General features: G+C 55.6%; 16 protein-coding genes and 2 pseudogenes. 9 read left to right on the forward strand and 9 right to left on the reverse strand.

The features are described from left to right. Window positions 1–30 precede the first annotated feature (30 nt). Window positions 31–2,928, reverse strand: coding sequence for a DNA methyltransferase (locus tag MUK72_RS17030; RefSeq protein WP_244706087.1), 2,898 nt, complete (start codon window positions 2,926–2,928; stop codon window positions 31–33). Between the two features lie 310 nt (window positions 2,929–3,238). On the opposite strand from MUK72_RS17030, the gene MUK72_RS17035 reads away from it, so the two are divergent. Both MUK72_RS17035 and MUK72_RS17040 read left to right on the forward strand, forming a co-directional pair. Beyond that, a complete protein-coding gene (locus tag MUK72_RS17035) occupies window positions 3,239–6,589 on the forward strand; it encodes a PD-(D/E)XK nuclease family protein (protein ID WP_244706089.1) in 3,351 nt (1,116 codons plus the stop codon). Between the two features lie 2 nt (window positions 6,590–6,591). Further along, entirely contained in the window at window positions 6,592–10,425 is a 3,834-nt protein-coding gene (locus MUK72_RS17040; RefSeq protein WP_244706091.1) for a UvrD-helicase domain-containing protein, read from the forward strand. An 8-nt stretch (window positions 10,426–10,433) separates the two neighbouring features. Here the strand turns inward: MUK72_RS17040 and MUK72_RS17045 are convergent, their stop codons facing one another. The 6 genes and pseudogenes from MUK72_RS17045 to MUK72_RS17070 all read right to left on the reverse strand — a co-directional run bounded on the left by MUK72_RS17045 (window position 10,434) and on the right by MUK72_RS17070 (window position 15,351). Beyond that, entirely contained in the window at window positions 10,434–11,477 is a 1,044-nt protein-coding gene (locus MUK72_RS17045; RefSeq protein WP_244706093.1) for a hypothetical protein, read from the reverse strand. Further along, entirely contained in the window at window positions 11,477–11,950 is a 474-nt protein-coding gene (locus tag MUK72_RS17050) for a hypothetical protein (RefSeq protein ID WP_244706095.1), read from the reverse strand. The genes MUK72_RS17045 and MUK72_RS17050 overlap by 1 nt, the downstream gene beginning before the upstream one ends. Window positions 11,951–12,425: 475 nt before the next feature. After that, complete coding sequence (locus MUK72_RS17055; RefSeq protein WP_244706097.1) at window positions 12,426–13,256, reverse strand: IS5 family transposase; 831 nt, start codon at window positions 13,254–13,256, stop codon at window positions 12,426–12,428. Window positions 13,257–13,349: 93 nt separating this feature from the next. Beyond that, window positions 13,350–13,988, reverse strand: coding sequence for a hypothetical protein (locus tag MUK72_RS17060; protein WP_244706098.1), 639 nt, complete (start codon window positions 13,986–13,988; stop codon window positions 13,350–13,352). 187 nt (window positions 13,989–14,175) lie between these two features. After that, a complete protein-coding gene (locus MUK72_RS17065; RefSeq protein ID WP_244706100.1) occupies window positions 14,176–14,319 on the reverse strand; it encodes a hypothetical protein in 144 nt (47 codons plus the stop codon). 140 nt (window positions 14,320–14,459) lie between these two features. Further along, window positions 14,460–15,351, reverse strand: a pseudogene (locus tag MUK72_RS17070) (ADP-ribosylglycohydrolase family protein). A gap of 79 nt (window positions 15,352–15,430) precedes the next feature. Here MUK72_RS17070 and MUK72_RS17075 point away from each other — a divergent pair. Beyond that, complete coding sequence (locus tag MUK72_RS17075) at window positions 15,431–15,862, forward strand: adaptin protein (RefSeq protein ID WP_244706102.1); 432 nt, start codon at window positions 15,431–15,433, stop codon at window positions 15,860–15,862. 72 nt (window positions 15,863–15,934) lie between these two features. Here the strand turns inward: MUK72_RS17075 and MUK72_RS17080 are convergent, their stop codons facing one another. Then, a complete protein-coding gene (locus MUK72_RS17080; RefSeq protein WP_244706104.1) occupies window positions 15,935–16,285 on the reverse strand; it encodes a pyrimidine dimer DNA glycosylase/endonuclease V in 351 nt (116 codons plus the stop codon). 12 nt (window positions 16,286–16,297) lie between these two features. After that, window positions 16,298–17,181 (reverse strand): IS1595 family transposase gene (locus tag MUK72_RS17085; protein WP_244705840.1). Its coding sequence is split into 2 segments (ribosomal slippage): window positions 16,298–16,719 and window positions 16,719–17,181, totalling 885 coding nucleotides; the frame shifts between segments, so codons are not numbered across the junction. Window positions 17,182–17,339: 158 nt separating this feature from the next. On the opposite strand from MUK72_RS17085, the gene MUK72_RS17090 reads away from it, so the two are divergent. The 6 genes and pseudogenes from MUK72_RS17090 (at window position 17,340) to MUK72_RS17115 (ending at window position 22,470) form a co-directional block, all read left to right on the forward strand. Beyond that, window positions 17,340–18,275, forward strand: coding sequence for a ZIP family metal transporter (locus MUK72_RS17090; protein ID WP_244706106.1), 936 nt, complete (start codon window positions 17,340–17,342; stop codon window positions 18,273–18,275). A 354-nt stretch (window positions 18,276–18,629) separates the two neighbouring features. Then, a complete protein-coding gene (locus tag MUK72_RS17095; protein ID WP_244706108.1) occupies window positions 18,630–19,523 on the forward strand; it encodes a universal stress protein in 894 nt (297 codons plus the stop codon). Continuing rightward, window positions 19,520–19,807: a pyridoxamine 5'-phosphate oxidase family protein gene (locus MUK72_RS17100; RefSeq protein WP_244706110.1), complete on the forward strand. Its 288-nt coding sequence runs from the start codon at window positions 19,520–19,522 to the stop codon at window positions 19,805–19,807. Before MUK72_RS17095 ends, MUK72_RS17100 begins: the two co-directional genes overlap by 4 nt. A gap of 48 nt (window positions 19,808–19,855) precedes the next feature. Continuing rightward, window positions 19,856–20,824 (forward strand): IS1595 family transposase, encoded by a 969-nt coding sequence (locus MUK72_RS17105; RefSeq protein WP_244706112.1) that lies wholly within the window; start codon window positions 19,856–19,858, stop codon window positions 20,822–20,824. A gap of 241 nt (window positions 20,825–21,065) precedes the next feature. Further along, on the forward strand, window positions 21,066–22,136 hold the full coding sequence (locus tag MUK72_RS17110; protein WP_425311107.1) for an Mrp/NBP35 family ATP-binding protein: 1,071 nt from the start codon (window positions 21,066–21,068) through the stop codon (window positions 22,134–22,136). Beyond that, window positions 22,133–22,470: pseudogene (locus tag MUK72_RS17115) on the forward strand (carboxymuconolactone decarboxylase family protein). The gene MUK72_RS17110 and the pseudogene MUK72_RS17115 overlap by 4 nt, the downstream one beginning before the upstream one ends. Window positions 22,471–22,519: the final 49 nt, after the last annotated feature.

Genomic DNA, 22,519 nt, shown 5'->3' on the forward strand with positions numbered 1-22,519 from the left:
GAAATGACTGGCGGTGGGGCGCCCCGCAGGTTAACGGGATTCGATGACGGAATGGATTGGCTCGCTTGAAGGCATATTCAGGTAGAATTCGTGATCTTTTGAAGACGGCCGCGATAAGGTTTCCATCGATTGAATCGGATGATCGACATCAACTCCGACATTAGATAGGATAGGTGGGAATTCATCGTTACTGTATCGCTGTGCCCATTCAGTGCTTTGGTTCATTTCGGCCCAGTCACTCCACGAGATCTCTTCAGTGAACACGTAGTGACGTCCGTTCTCGTAGACGTAGAGATTTTCGGGAAGATGCGTATACGTGCCGTCGTTCATCTCTGCTAGCAATTCTTGGGTTGTTAATACGATCGGTCGTGCTTTCATCCCAAATCCGGAACACGGTTGGAGTGTGGTGGCTTCTTCTGCACTTTTGTGATACTGAAGGGCGTTTTGGGCTGTCGTTTCTTCGCCAACAATGAGTAGGACATCCACTTCACCATGGATATCATCTCCAATTGTCTGGTATCCTAGTTCCCGACTCACGAGAAATACGGTATGAACATCTGACTGAGACGGACTTGATAGGCCAATTTCACCACATAGTGTACGAATCAGCTCACGGGCATACTTCGTCTGGCGGAGCCCACAGATGAGTCGATTCAGCTTTTCTTGTGTAGTGCTTTGCTCTGACGGAGTCTGCTGCTCCTGGAGATGTTGCTTGAGATCTGGATACGCTTTACAGTACTTTTCATTGAGGTCGATACCGATGCCATTGCGGTTCATCTGTTCCGCCTGTGCCACTGTCACTCCTGAACCTGAAAAAGGATCCATCACAACGTCTTCTGGGTCAGTAGAGAGGGTAAGAATCCGTTCAATGAGCCCTGGTGGGAATGCTGCAGGATGGTTGAAAATGTCACTATTATCGTTAAATGACCCTCGAGTGGGCGGCTCAAACTCCCAAATGTTCTCAGGCAATTTGCCGAGTGGGTGGTATCGTTCCGGGAAATCAGCCCACCATTGTTTGAAGTTGCTTGGATGGGATTCGCGGATACGATCCATTTCTAGGGCAAAATCCGAACTCTTGCTAAAGCACAATACGTACTCGAAGACGTTTCGTAGACGCCCTTTTTTTGTGTATGGTAGTGCTTTATTCTTATTCCATATTATAATGTCTTGGAATATCCAGGAGTCCTCACTCGATATCGTGTGTCCACAGTGCGGACAGGCCGTCCCTTGTTCATCGAGAACTTCGATTCCTCTCAGTACAGTGTTGCCGCAGTTCGAACACTCCATCCCTTGGTCAAGGTTCTGGCATACACGAGCAATGTCGAACGGAAGCTGGACGAGTTCGTGATTCCGTCTAAATGTATTTACGACAACCCAGAGTGAGCCGTCCTCCTTCGTGATGGAATAAACGTCCTCGAAGATCTCTCTGAGCTCGTTGAGGTATTCGACATACGACCCATGCTGACCGATTTCAGTATCATCAGCTGAGCCGTATTCCTTGATATCGTAGTACGGCGGGGACGTGACAGTCGCATCCAGAAATTCTTCTTGTTCTTTCTCCTCTTCTAGGCGAGTCCGAAGTTCGGAGACTGCTGTTCGAGCGTCGCCGTTATGCATGGTGAAGATCTCTTCATCGTTGTCAAACGTCGATGGGGGGACAGCTGTATCTGTGATTTCGTCAATTGATTCTGCATTTTCAGCTTTTGATGCCCCACCACTTGAGATATTTCGCCGATAATCTCGCCCATCCGGTAAGAATTCATCCTTCGATAGTTCGTCACGGATTTTACGCCACAGTTCGTTGTTAGTGTCGAGCCGGGTCTTTTTGTTATCCGTGGGAACTTCACCCGTCTCTCCTTTTGGAAATATCTGTAGAACCCCGCCGAAGTAATTATATTGGTTATTTCTAGTAAGTTTGAATATATCTTTGAACACCGACGTCATCAGCAGCCGACCGTTCGCATAGATATCGATCCCCTGTCGGTTTTGGCTAGGTCGATATCGATACCTGAATTTCCCACTCTGCGTGAGGAGCTCCGGATATTGTTCCTCCGCTTTGGCGGTCATCGCATCGATATCTAAAGTTCCGGCTTCATACTTAATGTCGTATCTCTTATCATCCGGCGTCGTAATCTCGAATTCATGGTTTTTCTTTGACTCATCATCGTCGTACTCTGGCCAAATTGGCGCGACGTCGAAATATCCAGTTTGGTTTGTTTCGAGGTCGTGGTAGTTGACGGCGATTTGGTTATCATCATGTGCCGAGAGGAGTCGACGGAATATCACGCCAAGCCGCTCGCGGATATACTGAACCTTTGTTCCGAGAGAGTCTGCCGATGGCCACACGTCGTTGTCAAATCGATCCCGAGCACACGTGGCGTGCACTCGTGTTCCGTGATTTGCTTCAATTAGTTCCGTATCCCGGTCGGGGATACCAACATCCCAGTCGCTCTCTGCACCGTCGTCGATTGGCAGATCGTCTGTTATCGGTCCATCAACGCGGACACAATTGCTGGTTTCTGTCTGTGTAATTAGGGTAAACCAGTCTCTCTGATTGCCAATATTTCGTTGTTTGAGCGACTCTTCGAACCAGGCAAGGCTTGCTTTGAGTCCCCATCCAACATTATTCAAAATACCTTCTGAGATTTCCTTGTTTCCGGTTCGAAAAACTTCATTTTGTAGATCGTTGCGCGTGATTCCGGGACCATTGTCTGAGATGTATGTTGTAATTGTATTCTGACCACGGACAAACATCAAAGAGAGATTAATCGATTCATCAGGTCCCTTGAAGTAGGATTCACTCTTGACGACCGCTGAAACTGAATTATCTATAAGTTCCTGAAGTGCATCTAAGTAATTCTCATGCTGCTTGGCCATCCCGGAGGCCAGCATCTCCAGTTCTACAGTAGACTCACACGTCTCAGTCATGTACAAAGACAACCCCTGTTGAGATGAACTGAAAACATCATTCGCCTTCTATAGGCCTTCCACTGATAGGGGATTAATCTATGGATCTCGTCCAGATTATAGTTGTTCCAGTGAAATGATTCTCAACGAAATGTTCGGGTAGGCTGAAAAGCCAGACCACAATCTCGACGGACTGATGGAGGAAATCGACCATTTTTCCCATTCAGAGGGGAGTTTATGAACGTGCAGAGCCGAATAATTGGCTTAGATTGCTCTTTAACAGTGCAGCAGCGACCAAACACTCATATCGTGGTCGAACGACACGGAGGATATGTCTCAACAGTTGCTGCTTACTGGGCCTCATCTCCCAGCCCTCGAATCTCACATTTTCGACATTCTTGTAGATGATGTGGGAACGCAGCCGGAAAGCATCCTGTATATCACTCCACAAGATTACCCTCGGGATGCAACCAGAGACCGATGGCGAGAATTTGGCTCTCCCGCTGTACTCCGCATCGATACATTCGACGAATTTGTTTTCGAGTGTTACGAACGCGACCAGTACAAGGGCCGTGTAACTCACATCGATCAGCCTCTCCTCTCCCGGCTCGTCGAACTTGGTGTTGAGAGCATTGCGTCGAATGGCAACCCACTCAACACAGGTGATCGATTCCCGAGATCGGGTCTCATACGGGAAGCTCAGGGGCTGTTTACCAAAATGGAGTTCGCTGGACAGCTCTCGCCGGAAGAAATGCAGCATCGGCTCGAAGAAGAGGGAATGGATGACCGAGCAGCCTATATCGAAGAATTAGCTACCCAAATAGAATCCGCGCGTACAGAGGTTCTTGCCGACGAATTATCTGAAACGTTCCGTACTGAGCAGATGCACCACGTTACAACGATGTCTTCGTCACTGGAAGATGTGTTTCCCTCTATTGACGCCGTCGTCATCAGTGGCTTCACTCGGTTCGACGTTCTGGAGATGGATCTACTTGAGAGGATTGTCGAAACCTGGCCGACGGTCGCTCTCCTCCCGCTACAGGTCAATTGCGATTCTGCCGTAGGTGTCGACTCGGGACTAACACACGCATTGCAGACCTACCTTGATTTGGACTTCTCGTATGAATATCACGATGGGAATGATGCCGCGAGTACTGGACCTCGACAGCGAATCACGCGAAATCTCTATCGGCATCCTGAGAGGTCACCGACTACAGACGATATTGACGTCCCGGCTTTAGACCTCACATTTCACGCTCCCGAAACCGTTCCCGACGAACTCCGTGATATCGCTCGGGACATTCGAACGCAACTCGCAGGGAGCGCCGATCCCGAGGATATCGGCATCGTCCTCACGAACCCTGATCAATATACAGAGCAAGTACAGGAGACGTTCGAGACCTACAATATCCCCTTCAGCATTCAGACCGAGACACCGCTTTCCGAGACGGCCATCGGCGATGCCGTCCGAACGATCTGCCAGCTTGCTCGAGAACCCCGGTCCTTTGATTCACTACTCCATCTCCTGACGAACCCGTTAGTTGCAGCCACTCATGAGGGGACTCCACTCGACCATCGAAACCTCACCCGTGTTGCAGCTCGCGCCGAAACGAATCGACTCGATACAACGCTCGATCATATCGACGATGAGGTTGCGGCGACGATCGAATCCCTGCTTCATGATGCATCCGCACTCTCGACAGTATCGCTCGACTCGTTGTCCGGCGAGCTATATGCACTCTTAGAACGCCTCGGGGTGATCGCTGCACTCGCCGACGACAGTGATCTCTCAGCCACGTTCCGTGCAACGGAACTACGGGCTCGCGACAGCCTCAATAATGTCCTCGAAACCCTCGCGTTGACGGAATCGATGGCTGATCCTACCGTTGGGAATAGTGTCGATCGCCTCGAACGAGCCCTTTCTGGAATTTCGGTTCGGCATACCGGCCATCCACCTGACGAGAGCGTCGTTGTCTGCACTCTCGCTGAATCACTTCCCAGAGACTTCGAGCACGTCTATATCCTTGGTCTGACGTCGACCCATTTCCCATCGGATCCGAACCGAACGGCATTCACTCGATCCGTCTACGATGCCCATCCCGACTTCGAACAAACGGACGCCTCAGCCGAAGCTCGGTATTACTTCGGAGCGCTCCTCAGCTCCGAGACATCACTTCACCTCTCATCACCGCAACGGAGCGTCAGCGGCGAGCCGTACGTCGAGGCGGATGTCCTGACTGAGCTTCGGCGAGTCGTCGACCTCTCGGAAATCACCTCAGAATCGTCTCCCACCGAACCGGGCTATCAGGAGGATGTTCAGTGGTCTATCGGCGAGGTGCTTGGAAAAACTTCCACCGATCAGGCGCGTGATCTGGTAGAGCAGGCTGTCGAAGCAGACACCTTCGATGGTGATCAACAGTCTCGGATTGAAGCTGGCACCAGTTGCGCGGCGGCACGAGCAAGCCCCGAACTCACAGAGTACGATGGCCAGCTCACTACTGAAACGGTCTCACAAGTACATTCTGATACCCGCGAACCATACAGCGCGAGTCGTCTCGAGAGGTACGGCGTCTGTGGATTCAAATACTATATGAAGCATGTGTTAGATATCGAGGCACCGGAGTCACTGACACGCGAACCCGATGCTGGCACCCGCGGGTCGTATATTCACGACGTCCTCGAACGCTACTATCTGTCACTACAATCAACTAATGGAGAGCCAGTCGACCCGAGTGGTGACTTCCAGACACGGCAAGAACGCTTGCTTGAGGTTGCGTTCAAGCGCCTGGACCAAGCTTTCGATGAATATTCGACTACAGGATTTCAGGCGGAGTGGCTCATGAAGGTCCTCGCAGGATTAGGAACACCAGAGACGAACAGATACTATGGTCCCGACGAGGAGATGCAGGACGACCGCCCAGTTGCGCGAGGGCTGTTCTATCGCTTCCTAGAACACGAGTTCGACGAACCAGCAAAGACGACTGTACGACCGACGTGGTTCGAGGCTCGCATCGGCAACCCCTACGACGCTGGCACACCGATGCAAGATAATCCGACTCGCATCGAGACGCCACAGGGTTCCGTACCGATTCATGGTCTCATTGATCGTCTCGGAACTGTACCAGGGACGGATCCTACGCAGGTCGTTGTGCGTGACTACAAAACCGGGAGCAATATCCCGAGTGAGAATGACGCACTACTCGGTCTGAAGTTCCAACTCCCCATGTACGCGCTCATGGTGGAAGACGCACTCGGTGACGTAGAGACGGTTGGCGGTGCGTACTATCAGGTCTCTCCACCAAGTTCCACGAACTCCCGAAGCGGACTCCTTGCTTCCCAGGAACAAACCACCTATCATGGAAGTGATGAGGTGGAAACACCGCTATTGCGGCACTCATATCCCCACTTCGAGACACACGATGCATTCCGCCGATTCGTCGAGGAAACGACCCCTCGACGCCTTGGCGAGCTTGCATCAGGCATCACTGAGGGGCGATTCCACCCAACGGTTCTTGACCCCTCAGATGCCGGATGCCGCTACTGTGACTATGCACACGTCTGTGACGTCCGCTCGCACCAGCGCCGAGACGTTATCGACGCGATCGACGAAGCTGGTATCCCAGCGTACATCCCGCCGAAAGCAAGGGACCAAGATGTTGAGGATGTCGTGGGGGTGGAGTAGCGATGGTCTCGTACGAAGACCTGACTGACGAGCAGCAATACGCTGTCGATGCACTCGATCGGAACGTAACGCTCACGGCTGGTGCAGGGACGGGCAAAACCACGACGCTGACTGCTCGCTATCTGAGAATGATCGAGGATTCCCTCGACGGGGAGAGCGAGCGCAGCAGTGATGGCCCACTCCTACCGAAAAACATCCTTACGACGACGTTCACCGATCGAGGTGCAAACGATCTCGAAGAGAGCGTCCGGATGGAGATCACGGATCGGATTGCTACGCTCGATATCGATGACTTCGAGGCCTGGCGGACAGTAGCGGATGAGCTCGAGCAGGGGTATATCCACACGCTTCATGGTTTCTGTGCTCGCCTCCTGCGAGAACATGCGTTGACGATCGATGCCGTGGACCCAGGATTCGAGACGCTCGACGAAAACGAGACCACTGCGCTCATTCACGATACGGTTGATGCCGTTCTCGAGGACTACGAGAACCACGAGGCAACACAGACGTTGGCACGTCGATTCTCGCGGAGCCAGTTACACGATGTCCTGGCTGATTTGCTTGGTGAACGCCCCGAAAGTCTCGAATGGGCTGATTGCTGGGCGAATGCGACAGAAGAGGAATACATCGACTTCGTCGAGACAGAACTCCATCCGATTGATCCGGAAGTGGCGGCTGAGCGACTTGCACACCCAGATTTCGTCGAGGGGGCAACGACCTTGAGAGAGATCGTTGAAAACTCTCCGGATATCGATACAGGCGGACAAGCCTGGGAGCGTGCCGAAGGCGTCGTCTCCATTCTTGAACGGGGGTTCGATGATGGCGTTCCCTCCCGCGCCAAGCAGACCACTATCTCGAAACTCAGTATGCACCTCACCAAAGGCAATAATGAGCGGTACGTAGGATACGGAGGGGCGGCATCGCGATGGAATGGGCACTCACAGAAAACCGAGTTCGACGACGCATTTGAGTCCCTCGTCGAAACGCTCCAACCAGAGGAGCACGCCGTCAACGTCGACTTGGAAATCGAAGCGAATAGCTTCCCGCTCGTTAGAGCACTCGCGGAACTGACCGTGATCGCGGCCACGGAATACGAGGAGCGAAAGGAGAGACAGAATGCCGTCGATTTCACCGACCAGATTTCCTATGCTGTCGAATTTCTCGATAAAGAGGGTAATACGGACGTTCGCGAGCGGCTACGTGATCAGTTCGAGTACGTGATGGTCGACGAGTTTCAGGACACCGATCCCCGTCAGTGGGACTTGATCAAGCTTCTAACAACCACAGATGGTGGGACTTTCGACGCAGAGAACGTATTCGTCGTCGGCGATGTCAAACAGAGCATCTATCGCTTCCGGAATGCCGATGTCACACAGTTCCGTGAAACTGCGCAGAAACTCGAACAAGCAACCAGCGAGGCTGAAACCGCCGATCACGAGGGTGGTAACGAGGACGATCAGCTTTCAACGAACTTCCGGACGCTCCCAACAGTCCTCGAATCGATCAACGAACTCTTCGAGGTCATTTTCGACGACGATGGGGAACCGTACGAGGCTGTCCCGCAGTCGCTGACCCCGTACCGCGACGATCAAGAAGACCTCGGTAGTGTCGAATATCTTGCTGTACCGGCTGATGAAGAGCTCCGGGCACAGAGATTCGAGCACTACGACGAGTTCGCCGAGGCTGAACCGGAGCACGATACTGAGTTGGAAGCGATGGCCCTCGCCGCTCGACTTTCCCAGATACTGGGTGAACCGTACCAAGTGTATCCGGAAGAGGACGAAATAGAGAGCGACGCTGAGACGCTAGACGAATCGGGAGCTGAACAAGCAACGAGTCCCCAAGCCGACTCGAACAGTGATGACGAACCACCAGAACCGCGGGATATCAAGCCGGACGATATTGCCATCCTCATCCGCAGTCGGACCCATCTGAAGAAATACGAACGAGCATTAAAGGAAGCAGACGTTCCCTACTCGGTCGCGTCGGGAATCGGCTTCTACGAAACAACGGAAATCACAGCGCTGTTGAATCTCTTTCGCGCCCTCGCGGACCCGAACGACGAGCGCGCTCTCTATGCTGCTCTCCGTTCACCATTGTTCGGTCTCACGGACGACACGCTCGCCCGACTGACGTTGCACGATGAACCACTCTGGGACGCGCTCGCGGCAAGCGAGCACGAGGCACTCGAAGAGACCTACGAGTATCTCCACGAGTGGCGACGACTCGCCGGACTTGTCGATACTGAACTGGGCGAATTCGATGGCTCGTGGGCGGCGTATCTGACGCGTATTCTCGAGGATACTGGATACCTGATAAGCGTCAGTTCCGACGAACGTCTGCAGCAGGCAATGGCGAATATCGAGAAATTTCGCGAGCAACTCCGAGGGTGGAGCGACGATGGGGTTCGCAGTCTCGCAACGCTCGTGAATCGCATCGAACGGCGGATCGATCTGGGCGGACGCGAGAGTGAAGCTGATACGACGGGAGAGGGCGTCCAGATTCTGACGATCCATGATGCGAAAGGCATGGAGTTTCCGTTCGTCGTGGTGCCTGGTATTGATCGTGACTTCAAAGATCAAGGCTCACTCGGAGATGGGAAAGTCGAATTCGAGCAAGTGGGCGGTCAGCACGCAGTCGGAATGAAAGCGCCGAGCCCGGACGATCCGTTTGAAATGGTGGATACGATTGCGCGTGACACCATTCGTGAACGCCGCCGAGCCGAAGAACGGGCCGAGGAGAAGCGCGTTCTCTATGTCGCTTGTACCCGAGCACGCGACCATCTGCTTCTCAGCAGTCTCCACGGCTTGGAAGGCGACACTGAGGAACTGACGTTCACGGACCTGACCGAACCGAATCCGGAATCGGCATCGAACTGGCGCGACTGGGTCCAGCCGGAGTTGCTCACTGAAGACGTTTGCGCTGGTCTCGACACCAGTGAATATGTAGAACGCTCCTACGGTACTGATGAAGGTGCGTATACTGTGTCGCTACCGACACCACCGACGAAGCAAACGCAGACCGACCCGGATCTCAGCCCGTCCGTTGAACTGTCGCCCACTCCAGCCCCGCCGGAGATCAGTTTTCAGCTCTCCGCGACCAATCTGGCCTCATTTCTGGGTGGGTATGGAGAACTCCAACTCGATGAAGACACCAGAACGGTCTACCTCGAAGAGGCAGAAGAGGTCGGCGACGACGTGAACCCAGATGTACGGCATGGTGAGGATTCAGTCGTCGTCTTAGAGGGTGAAACCGAGACGGAGGAGGCTTCAGAACCAGCAGACGATGATGAAACGGTTGAACCGACCGTATTCGGCGAAATGGTTCACCGCATCTGTGAGCTTCGCCCACCTGAGACACGCTGGGCGGATCTCATGGAGCAGACGCTGGTTGATGAGGACGCGACAGCCCCCCTCACGGCTGAACTACAAAATCGGGTCACTGCGCATGCACAGCGTGGAATCGACTACGTCAACGCGAAGTCGACCGAGGTCGACGTTGAGCATCAGTACGACGAACTGTATGTAACGGCGGAATTCGAGCAAGGTGAGGTCTCGGGATATATCGATCACCTGATCGTCACTCCGAATGCGTACCACATAGTCGACTACAAGACGGGGGACGTCACTCCTGAGGACTTTGAGAGTGATGCACGGTATTATCAGAATCAGATGAAGGCCTACGCGATTGCGTTGAACCAGCAGCAAACCGAACGCAGTATTCGTATCTCGCTCATATTCACCAATATCGACGAAGCCTGGGAGGTCGAGTGGTCAACGGAAGACGTGGAGTCGATCGAGGCAGATATTCAGGAGGAACTCACAGGACAATTCTGAAGACTACACTATTGCGTCGTTTCGTACTCGGTCGTGATAGCGCGGTCGCGCTGTAGTTTCTGCTCAACGCGCTCGCTTCGGCAGTCCACATCGACCCGGCGACGCTGCCAATCATCACCGGACTTCCCGTTCCAGACGCCGTACAGCGTCACCTTAGGCAACCGGAGGACCCCGAACAACACCGACAGCGTGTAGAGTGCATCGCCGATCTCGTCCCACGAGACGGTCACTTTTCGCGGGAGATCCACGGGAAAACTCACATGTTGGGCGAGGAGTCCCTCGTCGCGGGCCAACTCGATGAACCCGTAGTCATTGCTGAGGAGGATCACCCGTTTGCGACTGGTGTCGTCGTATTCGGCGTATGCGTCGATGATCGGCTCATCCTCTGTGCCGCTGTCGATGGTGTCGGCGTACCGATGATCACGGAGCCGTCGATACTCGTACAGTCCGAGGAACCCCTCACGGTTCCCACCTGCTGGCTGGCCATCGAGACGACCGAACTCCTCACCGAATGCGTCTTCGAGCGAGCGAGTTTCGTAGTGGTTGTAGTGCCAGTTGAGTTCGTCGTAAATGCCCGTGGCGAGCGCGAAGCCATTGACAGGGGTGCGTCCGTTCTCATCGCTGTACTGCTCCGGGTCGAGTTCGAGAGCGTCGAGTATCCGCCACGCGAACAGATTCGTATCGATCCCTAATGTGACGGGTTCGTGCCCAGCATCGAGGTCGGGATAGCCGTACTGCCGGAAAAACGTCTCCACCTCGTCGCTGTTTTCGATATCGACGAGCGATCCCACGACTAATGCCCGAATGTACGTCTCCTTGCCAGGAAGATCCTCGTAGGCTCGCTTGCCATGCGTCGCGTGAAGTTCCTCACGAGCATCCTGATATGTGAGTGCGCCTTGAGAGAACCGGACTGTCGTATTCATCGGGTCCGAGATATCGATTCGGAGAAGTTCACCGATGTCCTCACAAGGATGAGCAACGGTTACTGTCGTTACGTCCTCGGTATACAGCGCGTTGAGGAGATGCGTTACATGCCGGCGAGGGATCCGCATCAGAACACCTCCGTGAAATCGATGAATTCGGTCACTGGTTGAGGCACATCTGGATACAATCGGCCGTAAAATTGGTTGTTGGAGATGTAGAGGTAGTAGACGTGGTCGGCCTCGAACTGTATGCCAGCTTGAAACGCGATCGCAGACATAAACTTCCGACCGGGCGTCACGTCGACGGCCGCCGTTCCACCATCATCGTGGAGCCGGGAGATCGGGTCACGGAAGTGTTCGACGATATGCTGGAAGTCAGTCTCCTCATCGAGGTATGTGGCCGAGAGGTCTGGGGCGTCGCCGCCGTACTCGATGACGACTCGTTCCATCATTGACGTGATATCGTCGTACTGGTTACTGACACCGGGATTTTCCAGAACATGAAGTTCGTCCGGCAGGAACCCGTCTTCGCAGGCTGCTGCGAGCGGATTGATGACTGCTTCGAGGTTCGTGCTCATAGTCGTGAGCCACGCATCAACCATGGATAGCTATCTTTTCTCCACGATATAGTAGTTCGTGTCTAAGTACGCTTGGTGGCGGTAAGCCCACTTCTGCTCCTTTCGAAGCTCGGGGATATACGACTGAAATATAAAAGCTCAGCGCCATATGAGCTCTCGTCTGACTATTCGAGTCGCTCAAGCACAACGTAGGTATCAGTAATGATGGACGACATCGAGGCGACAACTGCCGCAGAAATCACACACAACGAGATCCAGCAGGCTACCGCTTCATCCCCACTGGGGGTGGTGCAGAAGTCATCACACACCCTAAACTGCCGGGTTTGATTTTTCGACGTAATGTAATTCCACCTCTAGTTAAGCAGCAATTATATCGAAATCTGCGCTCTTTATACTGGTCGTGCAAACTGAGATTGGCTGGTTCAGGCCTTGAGAGCAATTCTGCACCACCGGCATTGGAAGTTATCGGGTCTATTGAATCCGCAGAGGGCGAGAGGATTCACGGTTTGACGGCCTGTTCGACGTTGTAAACGGCAGCGGTGAGCGAGATTTCACGGAACTGGCGATACCACGCTCGCGCTCGGACGGCGGAGCCGTACGAGCGCTTGATTACTGAGTTCACGCTCTCACAGATCGAGCGCTGGTGGTAGCGTTCGTCGTCGATCCGCGCGTTGTGCGCGTGATCGTAGGGCGCGAAAACACGGTGCTTGATGAGCGGACGGACGCCCTCGGCTCGGAGAGCGTCGCGGAAACTCATGTCGTCGTAGCCCTTGTCAGCAGCCAGACTGAGCAGGTCGCCTGCATTTCGCAGGGCGACCTGCGGGCCGATGTTCGTTCCGTTGGGCCACTTCGCACTACAGTGAACGTCGATCACCGCGCCCTGCGCGGTATCGACGAGAAACGTTGCCTGGACCGTTCGTACGTCTCGATCACACCGCTTGAGGTAGTGGCTCGACGCCTCCCGACGATCGAAGTAAGTGGCGTCGATGGCGGCGTGACCCGACTGGTCGAGCAGCTCCGACGAGAGTCGGAGCAGCTCTCGCCAGACAGCCATCGGTGCGCGGTCGAAGGACTTGCACAGCGCGGATGGGCCGATGAATTCGCTCCGTCGGAGTGCGAGCGCGGCTCGCACTCGCTCCATCTCTTCGGCCCAGTCGAGAACTTCGGTGAGCGTCGCGTCCATGTGTTTCCGGAGAAAGTGCAGGACGGCGTGCTTCCAGCCGGCAACTCCGTTGCCGGCGGGATCGCTGATCTGCATCAGCGCCGCATCGGTGAGTTTTCGTGCGATCGAGACAGCTTGCTTGACGAAGCGGAAGAGGACCTTTTGCACAACTGGCTTCTTCCGCTTCAGCACTGTCGTTCTAACGACTCAACCCGCCGCAGTCGGTGGATTCAATAGAACCGAAGTTATCTAAAAGTACCGCTACGGTTCTTGTAATTCTTCAGGAGCTCCTATCTGATTCATCCGTTCTTTTGCTTCTTCAAGCGAGTATTTCCCTTCTCTTACTCCGATAGCAATCTCGTTCACGTCCATTATAGGACCATAGGGGACTGATGAATCTACGTTTGCGAACATCCGACTCGCAATAGAAGTCAAATATTCATCATACTCTTCAGGATTATCTATTTCTTCATGTGATTCCCATTTTTCGACTTTCTTGTGTTCGTCATATCCCTCAATTCGCATAGATGTGAATGCAATATCTAACGCAATATTATTTGCTTCATGCGAACGTTCTGGTATCAGATCAGCTCCGAAGAGAATTTCGTTGACCCCCATCAGAAAAGTCTTGGCTTCACTTGGTTCTTCCAAGCTAATTCCGCGATCAGAATTAATAATCAGTTTTCCATCCTCCTCTAGTCCGATTCTTTCGGTAATATCAATATCATTTCCGAAATGACTCAGGAGACGCTTTAGCTCTGTCAGATTCTCTATCTCGATATCTTTTGAACTGTCAAATTCTTCGCTAAGATCATCGTCAGATGTATTGAGTTCTACACCGATAGGCTCTGGAATTTCTTCATCATACTGGTATTGGTCTTCGTCTGGCATGTCGGCCATGAATAGTAAATTAGTAGAGCTGACTTTAATCTTTGTGCAATTCCTTGCAGAGACGGTTGAGCATGTGTCGTGCGTCAATTATATTGACATAGCTCAATATCGTACCCCGACCCAGACCTCTATCAGTGAACAGTCGGAGCGCATTTCCTTGACCTCTGTATCGGTGTATCCGCGTCGATCAAGCATGTTAATCACCAATAAGTACTTCTCGGCCCAGCATATTCGGATCTTCCGCAAGGAGATCCTCCAGCTGTGATTCTCTATCAAGTTTCGTTGACGAAAGCCGCTGGTAATCCTCATCGATTCGCCAGAGTCCAAATTCAATCGGCATACCCATTCACCTGAGAGCGTGCACATAAAGCTGACCGGCACCAGCGAAGCATTCTGTCGACCATTATGGAGCGTTCAGAGGTGGAGGTGGCGCGACCTCACCACTTAGCGAGCGCTGGAGGGATCCAATTCGTTGAGTTTCTAAGCGAGGCTCTGGAGTTCAGAGGCCACCGAAAGCCTGTCAAGCCACTGATCAGGGAGCGAGGTCGAACCGAAGCGCGCACCGGCAACTGCCCCGGCGACTGTGCCGATCGTATCCGTGTCACCACCCTCGTTGACCGCGTTCACGATAGCCGTCTCGGCGTCGTCCGCAGTCAGTGCATGGTAAAGTCCGGTTTGGAGGGTATGTAGCACGAAACCAGAGTTCGACAACTCACTCGCTTCGATCCCGTCGGGAATCGGCTCGAGGACATCTCGGAGACTCTCCGGTGCAATCCGCACTCAATGCTTCGAGGGCACTGTCGAGAGGTTGCTCGTCGCCATCGAGCAGTGCAGCGATGGTGAGATTCAGCGCCGCACAGCCGTGCGTACACCGTGGATCGGCGTGTGTTATCCGCGATGAGTCTCGACTCATCTGTTGGAGAGTATCCCAGTCGCCGGCGAACGCGAGTGCGATCGGCGCACACCGCATCACGCTGCCGTTGCCCGCGTTTGATCCCTCCGGGCGCTCTTCCCAGACCTCCTGTCCCGCAACGTTCCACGAGATGTCCTTACCGATACGTCTGAGCGCGTCGGCGGTCATCAGTCCGACATCGAATGGACCGTTGTTGTACCACGCCACGAATCGCTGGGCGATATCTTCCGGATCGAATTGCCCCCGTTCGGCTAGACTCTGCGCGATGCACAGCGCCTGATCGGTGTCGTCGGTGACGGTCCCCGCGGGCTTGCTGTGAGTGCCGTTGCCGATCATCTCTGAAAGCTCGCCGTATTTAGCGTCGATCTGTGCCGGCGAGCGAAACTCCACGGGCCGACCGAGCGCGTCGCCGCAGGCCAATCCCAGCAGGACGCCCTCAGCTCTATCATGTCCGGCCATGATCAGTTGAACGTTGGCGGAGTATTATATCTCTGGCCACTGTGCCCTGTACAATGGCTCCGAACGCGGTGGAGAGTCCATGATAGTGTTCGCGTTCGACCGCGACTGGACGGTCGATGTGAATCCCCATCCCCAGCATGAGGCGGTCCCGCTTGCGTGGGTGCGTCACCTCGCTCACGACACCGACCACGAAGTCTGGGCGATCGGGAACCAGGATCTGAAAGAGGAAGCCGACATTCCCGGCATCGAAGCGCTCGCGGAGCGATACTACGAGGAAGGTATCGGCCGTCTCGGCGAGCAAAACGAGTTCGGTCGCTACGAATACTGGCCTGAGCGTCCTGACCGTCTTCGAATACTCGCCGAGGAATTCCCTGACGCAACGGAATGCATCGTCGTCGACGATATCGATCTGAGTGATGTCGAAGGCTGGAGTCACTACTACGCGTGGGACTTCGTCCCCGCCGTCGAACGTGGTGACCTCCCTATCGATCCACCATCCCGGGAGGAATGAACGTCGGAGCAGTCCGATCTTCGAGCGTCTGTGTTAGGTCTCCCGCTCACTCTAGACGATCGGATGAGTGCGTTACTGCGATCGACTATGCTTTCGCGCTCTGGCAGCACAGTCCTCGCATCGATCGAGCAGATCGGTCCGGTTCATTTCGAGATCGATCGCGCCAGCCCCGTAGGTGGGGCCGTCGCAAGCGAGCGGCGAGTCGTGGTTCATGTCGCGTCGTTCCATCTCTGCGGCGAGCCGGGCGTGACGTTCTTCTAGCCGCGTCGTGTCGATGTTGCCCTTCTCGGCGTGGCCTTCGGCGATCGCCTCGCCATGCGGGTGGTTTCGGATAGTCCCCACAAGCTGGTGGTGTTCTGCGTGCTCCCCGCGGAGATGATCGTCACAGAGGATCTCCGTCGGCAGGCACCACATCCGTGTCATTACTAACGACGCTCATCCCGATACATCGTAACACAGCAGTTTCTCGAACCAGTCGTTCGGTGAGTTGAGTTTCAGTCCGAGGAAGCCGAGGTATTTCTGGAGATGGTGCTTCGAGACCCCTCTAAACTTCGCCAGCCACTGGCGAAGGAAGCTATGGCGGTTCTCGCAAGTGTTCGTGTGAGCATCACCAATGACGTAGGTGTCGGAGTGAGTGACGGCCAGATGGCCGTCCACTCCCTCCTTGTCCTCGATGTCGTCGTAGATCGTGTAGCCGTCGGTGCAAAGGATCACGCTTCCGTCGCCGTACTCGGCGATATCTTCATCGGCGTTTTGCAGATCCTTACAGACGAGAAACCGAACTCGTCCGTCGTTCCGACGGACGAGTGTCAAGACTGGCGGTTTGTCTGCTGCGAAGGTCCCGCGTCCTTTTTTGAGAGTCCGCGCGAGCGCGGACTCCCGTCCTCGTCTTCGAGCCCTTTCTCACCAGCTGTGACGTAGACCTCGTCGGCTTCGCATACGCCGTAGAGGTCGAACTCGTCGATCTCACCGCTCACGTCCTGGACTTTGTGGACGAAGTTGAGGACAGCTTCGTAGTCTCGATCGAGGTCCCGAGCGATCTGAGCAGTCGGCTCAGATCGCATCTCCTTGACGGTGTAGAACATCTCTTCGAGGCCGAAGCGATGCTGGCCGAAGATCGTGTTCGTGAGGTCGTTGAAGTAGGTCTCGCACGCCTTACACCAGTATTGCTGGGCGTCTTTGCCGGTCGTACCCCGCTTGACGACAGCATCTTTCTCGCAGTGGACACACGTCACCGTCTCGCCGAATCGGGCGAGACGGAGACGCTCGAAGCATCGCTCACGCGGTGGAAGGAAGACCTGAGCTGACTCCTCGTCCATCGTTGACCGCCATGTGATCGCCAGCAGAATTGATGTTACGGTCTACCGGGATGAGCGAATGGTTTATTTGCTGCCAAGAGTTATTCGGGTATAGTGCGTAGTCGACGAGAGATGGTCACGAAACTGGAGCGGATCGCGGATTGCCCAAGTGGATATCCATGACCGAGCCGGGAGCAGTGGCGTTCGTGTTTGTTGCCGGACTAGTCACGGCACTTGCGACGGGATTGGGTGCGATACCGTTCTTTCTGTTCGACGACATCAGCGACCGATGGAACGTCGCGTTGTGGGGTCTTGCCTCGGGCATCATGCTCGCAGCGTCCGGATTCGGCCTCTTGGGCGAGGGGCTCGCAGTTTCGACGGGGATCCCAATACTGCTCATACTCGGGAGCATCGCTGGCGTCATCCTCGTGATAATCGCCGACGCTGTGCTCGACAGGATCGATCTGAGCGACCAACCGACTTCCTCGGAGATTGGTGGCTCCACCGCGGACGAGGACGCCAACGCCCCTCGATCCGATGGCGGACCCTCGGATACCGGGCAAGCAGACACTACTGTGCCAGTAGAAGATGCCCCATTGGCCACTCACGTAGTCGCTGAAGGCGACCTGCGAAAACTGGTGTTGATACTCGGTATTTTGACAGTGCACTCGTTTCCCGAGGGAGTGGCTATCGGGGTTTCGTTTGCCGATGTTGGTCTGGAGGGCGGTGTCACGATGTTCGGTCTCGTCGTGCCCGTGCTGGCAGTATTCATGACGATCGCGATTTCGATCCACAACATTCCCGAGGGAATCGCTATCTCGATCCCGCTCCGATCGATGGAGGTGAGTGAGTGGCGTATGGTTGGCGCAGCAGTGTTCTCGTCGTTGCCCCAGCCGATCGGTGCGGTGATCGCGTTCGCATTTGTTTCGTGGGCACGAGGATTCTTGCCGTTCGGATTCGGGTTCGCTGCTGGAGCGATGATCTACCTCGTCATTACTGAGTTTATCCCCGAGGCGCTACAGATCGGTACCGGACTGGACGGTGGTGGCCATCGAGAACTGGTTGCTGGCGTTGCTGGTGGCATCACGTTGATGCTGCCGTTGATGGCGATCTAAGTCGTTGTCCGCCGGTACACGGCTCGTATGCGTCCGTTGTGAACTCTATTGCGTCCTCGACGATCTCCCGCAGCGACGCCCTCATCGAATGGAGACACACCCTCAACCCCTGACGGGTATTGGGTGTGCCCATCCCGACTCAACACAACCCACGTTCAACGTCTCTCTGAGTAGGTCCGTGAGTTTCATAGATAGTGCTCGCTACGACCTGCCCGTTCCTCAAGCCAGCTCAAATAGATACTGCCGAAGTGACTCAGACACTACGAGTGTATCGAATGTAAATACACAGGCCAATTCTCCACGGTTTAGAACTGTCAGATAGATTTATATACTGCCGAACTGTTCCGACGAACGATGTACGAGACGATCCTCGTTCCGACCGACGGCAGTAAGCACGCGATTCGAGCCGCCGAACACGCCCACTATCTCATGCAGGCGTTCGACGCAACGGTTCATCTCGTCAGTGCTGCCGACATACAGACGGCGGGTGGGATGTTCAACGCCGGCGGGGTCGATCGACAGTTCGTCGAACGCATTGAAGCCGAATACGAAGACGCCATCGCGACAACCGAGGAGACCTTCGAGGGCGACGCGATAGAGACGTCAGTACTCAGAGGGAAACCTGCTGATGCGATACTCGAATACGCTACCGAACACGATATCGATCTCGTCTCGATGGGGACGCACGGTCGAACCGGGGTGAGTCGATACGTGGCGGGTAGTGTGACCGAGCGCGTCGTTCGTCAGGCTTCGTGTCCAGTGCTGACGGCCAAGGCAATCGAGCGGAGCGAACTCAGCGGGGACTACGAAGACGTACTGATTCCGACCGACGGCAGCGAGGCCGCAAGCATGGCCATCGATCACGGCATCGAGATCGCAAGACGGGCCGGCGCTCGCGTTCATGCAGTCAACATCGTCGATGCCGGCTCGGTAACACTCACACCCGGCTACTCCGCGCCACCGGAGTTGGCCGAGCGTTTCGAAGCCGAAGGCGAGCGCGCGACCGAGGAGATCGCTACGCGCGCGGCGGATGTCGATCTCGATGCAACGACAAGCGTCTACGAGGGGCTTCCGGCACGCGATTTACTTGACTACGCTGATGAGAACGGGATCGATCTCATCACGATGGGGACGACTGGCCGAACCGGTCTCAACCGCTACCTCCTCGGGAGCACGGCCGAACGAGTCATCAGACACGCCGACATGCCGGTGTTGGCGGTCAACGCGCGGAAGGACGTGCGCCAATGACGACCGATGAACTGAGTGAACACGGCATGGTACAGATGGACGAAGAGTCGATCCGCGGGTTTCTGTTGAGCCAGAGTGTGGGCGTGTTGGGACTTCCGACGGACGGTGCACCCGCGCTGCGTCCGATGTCGTTTTGGTTCGACGATAATTCGCGGCTCTACTTTTTCTATCTCACCGGTTCCAGTAGCCGGAAAGTCGAGTTGACCGATCAAGCGACAGTCGCTCGATTTCTCGTCTATCGCGCGGAGACGACGTTCAACTGGCGTCGCTCTTGTGTAGCGTAGCGGAACCGAGTCACGGAGATTACGGCATCCCGCCGACAGCAGTCGTACATGACCAATGAACGCGCTGCTCTCGGCGGAATGCTTGAGCAACTCGTTGACCTCGGAGCAATAGAGTTTCGGTCGGAGCCGCTCGACGCCATCGTCGAGCGGCGACTCAAAGCCATCTGGACCACCCGTATCTGCCCGAACTGTGACGCCGACGCCCTCCACGCTCTCGATAGTTCGGCCCGTATCTGGTGTGGCCGCTGTGACTGGAAAACCACCTACACCCGCGGCACACCCTTCTATGACTCGGAACTCGCCCCCGGCGAGTTCCTCGTCGCCTTCGTCCTTTACGCTGATTCCCTCCTCAGCATCAACCAAATCGCACCGCTGCTTGACCGCGCCTACAAAACCGTCTTCGAGGCAATTAGCGACGTGGAAACCGCGTTCGCTCGCGGTTTCCCGACTGTTTGGGAACGCATCGAGCACACGATTGCTGGGCCGACACAGGTGGACGAAACGCAGCGGGTGTGCTCGGGGTTCAAAGGCCAGAACCCACCGCGGGACGGACTGTCCCGCGGCGGGTCCCCCGGACCCGGACGGGCGCGATGGACAGGAGAGCAGGGCGATGAGATGACGCTCGTCGCGGCCTGCCGCGACGTGCTCCAGGTGATCTCAGCCGAAGAGGGGTCGAAATACGACGAGAACCTCGGGCCAGTGATTGAGGAAGCAGGCGATCTCTCCCAGCCGCTGGGAGAGATCTGGACCGACGAGCTTCCCGCGTATCAGCAAATGGAATACGAGCATCGAACCGTTGTCCACGACGATGAATACGTCTCGGACGACGGTGTCCACACGAATCAGGTCGAGTGCCTCTGGTCGTTAGTGCAGCCGTGGCTGGCGAAATTCCGCGGCCTGTCCAAGCAGGGCTTGGAGCAGGCCGCTCGCACCTTCGGGCTTCTTCGCTCCCTGAATCTTGTTCAAGCACCCATCCACAGCCTTGTCGATTGCGTCGCCGTCAACGTATTCCGCTAATCTACACAAGAGCGGGCTCGATAGCTTCCACGATCGTCTTCGGAGCGTGGATGGCGAGAGCGTGTTCGCCCGGATCGCGGGCATTGCTCGAACGTTCGCCGCGTGGGATGCACGGGCGAATGTCGCTACCGAAACGAGCGGCCCATCTGATGACCAATGAACCGTTCAATGACGTATCACGACCGCCCGCGGCGGGCGCGCACTGACTCCGATCACACATAAATCCGCTATGACAGACACCATCGATTCCAACGACCTGCGCGACAGACTCCGTAGCATCGACGACCCGGACCTCGACGGCGATATCGTGACGACCGGTATCGTCCGAGAGGTAGCGATCGTCGATACCACTGCCCATATCGACCTCTCACTCGGTGCGGTCCATTCGCCGACCGAGCAGCGCATTGCCGACGAGGTCCGCCGCGTTGTTGGCGAGGCCAATCTTGATGCGAGCTTGACGGCGACGCCTGAGCGGAAGGCTGGTGCTACCGATGTGCTTCCGGGTGTCGATGTCGTTATTGCCGTCGCCTCTGGGAAGGGTGGCGTCGGCAAATCGACGGTCGCTGCAAACCTCGCAGCAGGTCTCTCCGATCGCGGTGCCAAAGTGGGGCTGTTCGACGCCGACGTTTACGGGCCGAACGCCCCACGGATGCTCGGCATCGACAGCACTCCCGAAGTGGAACAGCGAGACGGCGAGGACCGTATTATCCCGCCCGAAAACCACGGCGTGAAACTGACTAGTGTAGGCTCACTCGTCGGTGAGAACGAACCGGTCATCTGGCGCGGTGCGATGGCCCATGGTACGCTGACCGATCTGTTCGACGACGTCGCGTGGGACGGTCTCGACTACCTCATTCTGGACCTACCGCCGGGCACCGGTGATATCCAGATGACTGTCCTCCAGAATCTTCCCGTGACGGGTGCACTTGTCGTCACCACGCCCCAATCAGTGGCGACAGACGATACCGGCCGGAGCATGCGTGCATTCGGGAAGTTCGATACCCCTGTGTTGGGAGTCGTCGAAAACATGCGAACGTTCGTCTGTCCTGACTGCGGGAGCGCTCACGATGTCTTCGGGGCCGGCGGCGGTGAGGCACTCGCTGAGGAGACCGAACTGCCGTATCTCGGTGCACTCCCACTCGACCCGCAGGTTCGCGTTGACGGTGATGACGGTAAACCCATTGTGCTTGGCGAGGGTGAGACTGCTGCGACGTTTCGAGACCTCGTCGGTCGGGTTGCTGACAACGTCGGACTGCTCCGCCGACACCGTCGGATGAAGAACGTGATGCAGCCCGACGAGGTAAGCGCATGAACGATACTATCGACAGTACGGGGGAGTTGCCCTCGACGGCTGGGGATCTCGCCGACCGTCATCCCGACGTGGGGGAGCATATGCTGATCTCGGGAAAGCCTGTTCGGCGGCCGGTCCCATCGACGACGAGACGAAGCGACTCGTGAAACTCGCGCTTGCCGTTGGTGCGCAATCGGAAGGAGCTGTCCACTCGCACATACGAAGGGCGCGTGAAGAGGACATCTCGTCCGAGAAATTACAGCACACCGCCGTACTCGCCATTACAACCCTTGGCTATCCGCAAGCGATGGCGGCGATGACATGGATCACTGACCTGCTTGAAGAGGAGCGGTAGACCCCCAAGCGTGTGTTCGAATTGGTGTTTCTGGGAATCGGGTTCGACC

This window comes from Halococcus dombrowskii (genome assembly GCF_022870485.1).
In the GTDB taxonomy this organism is placed as follows: Archaea; Halobacteriota; Halobacteria; order Halobacteriales; family Halococcaceae; genus Halococcus; species Halococcus morrhuae.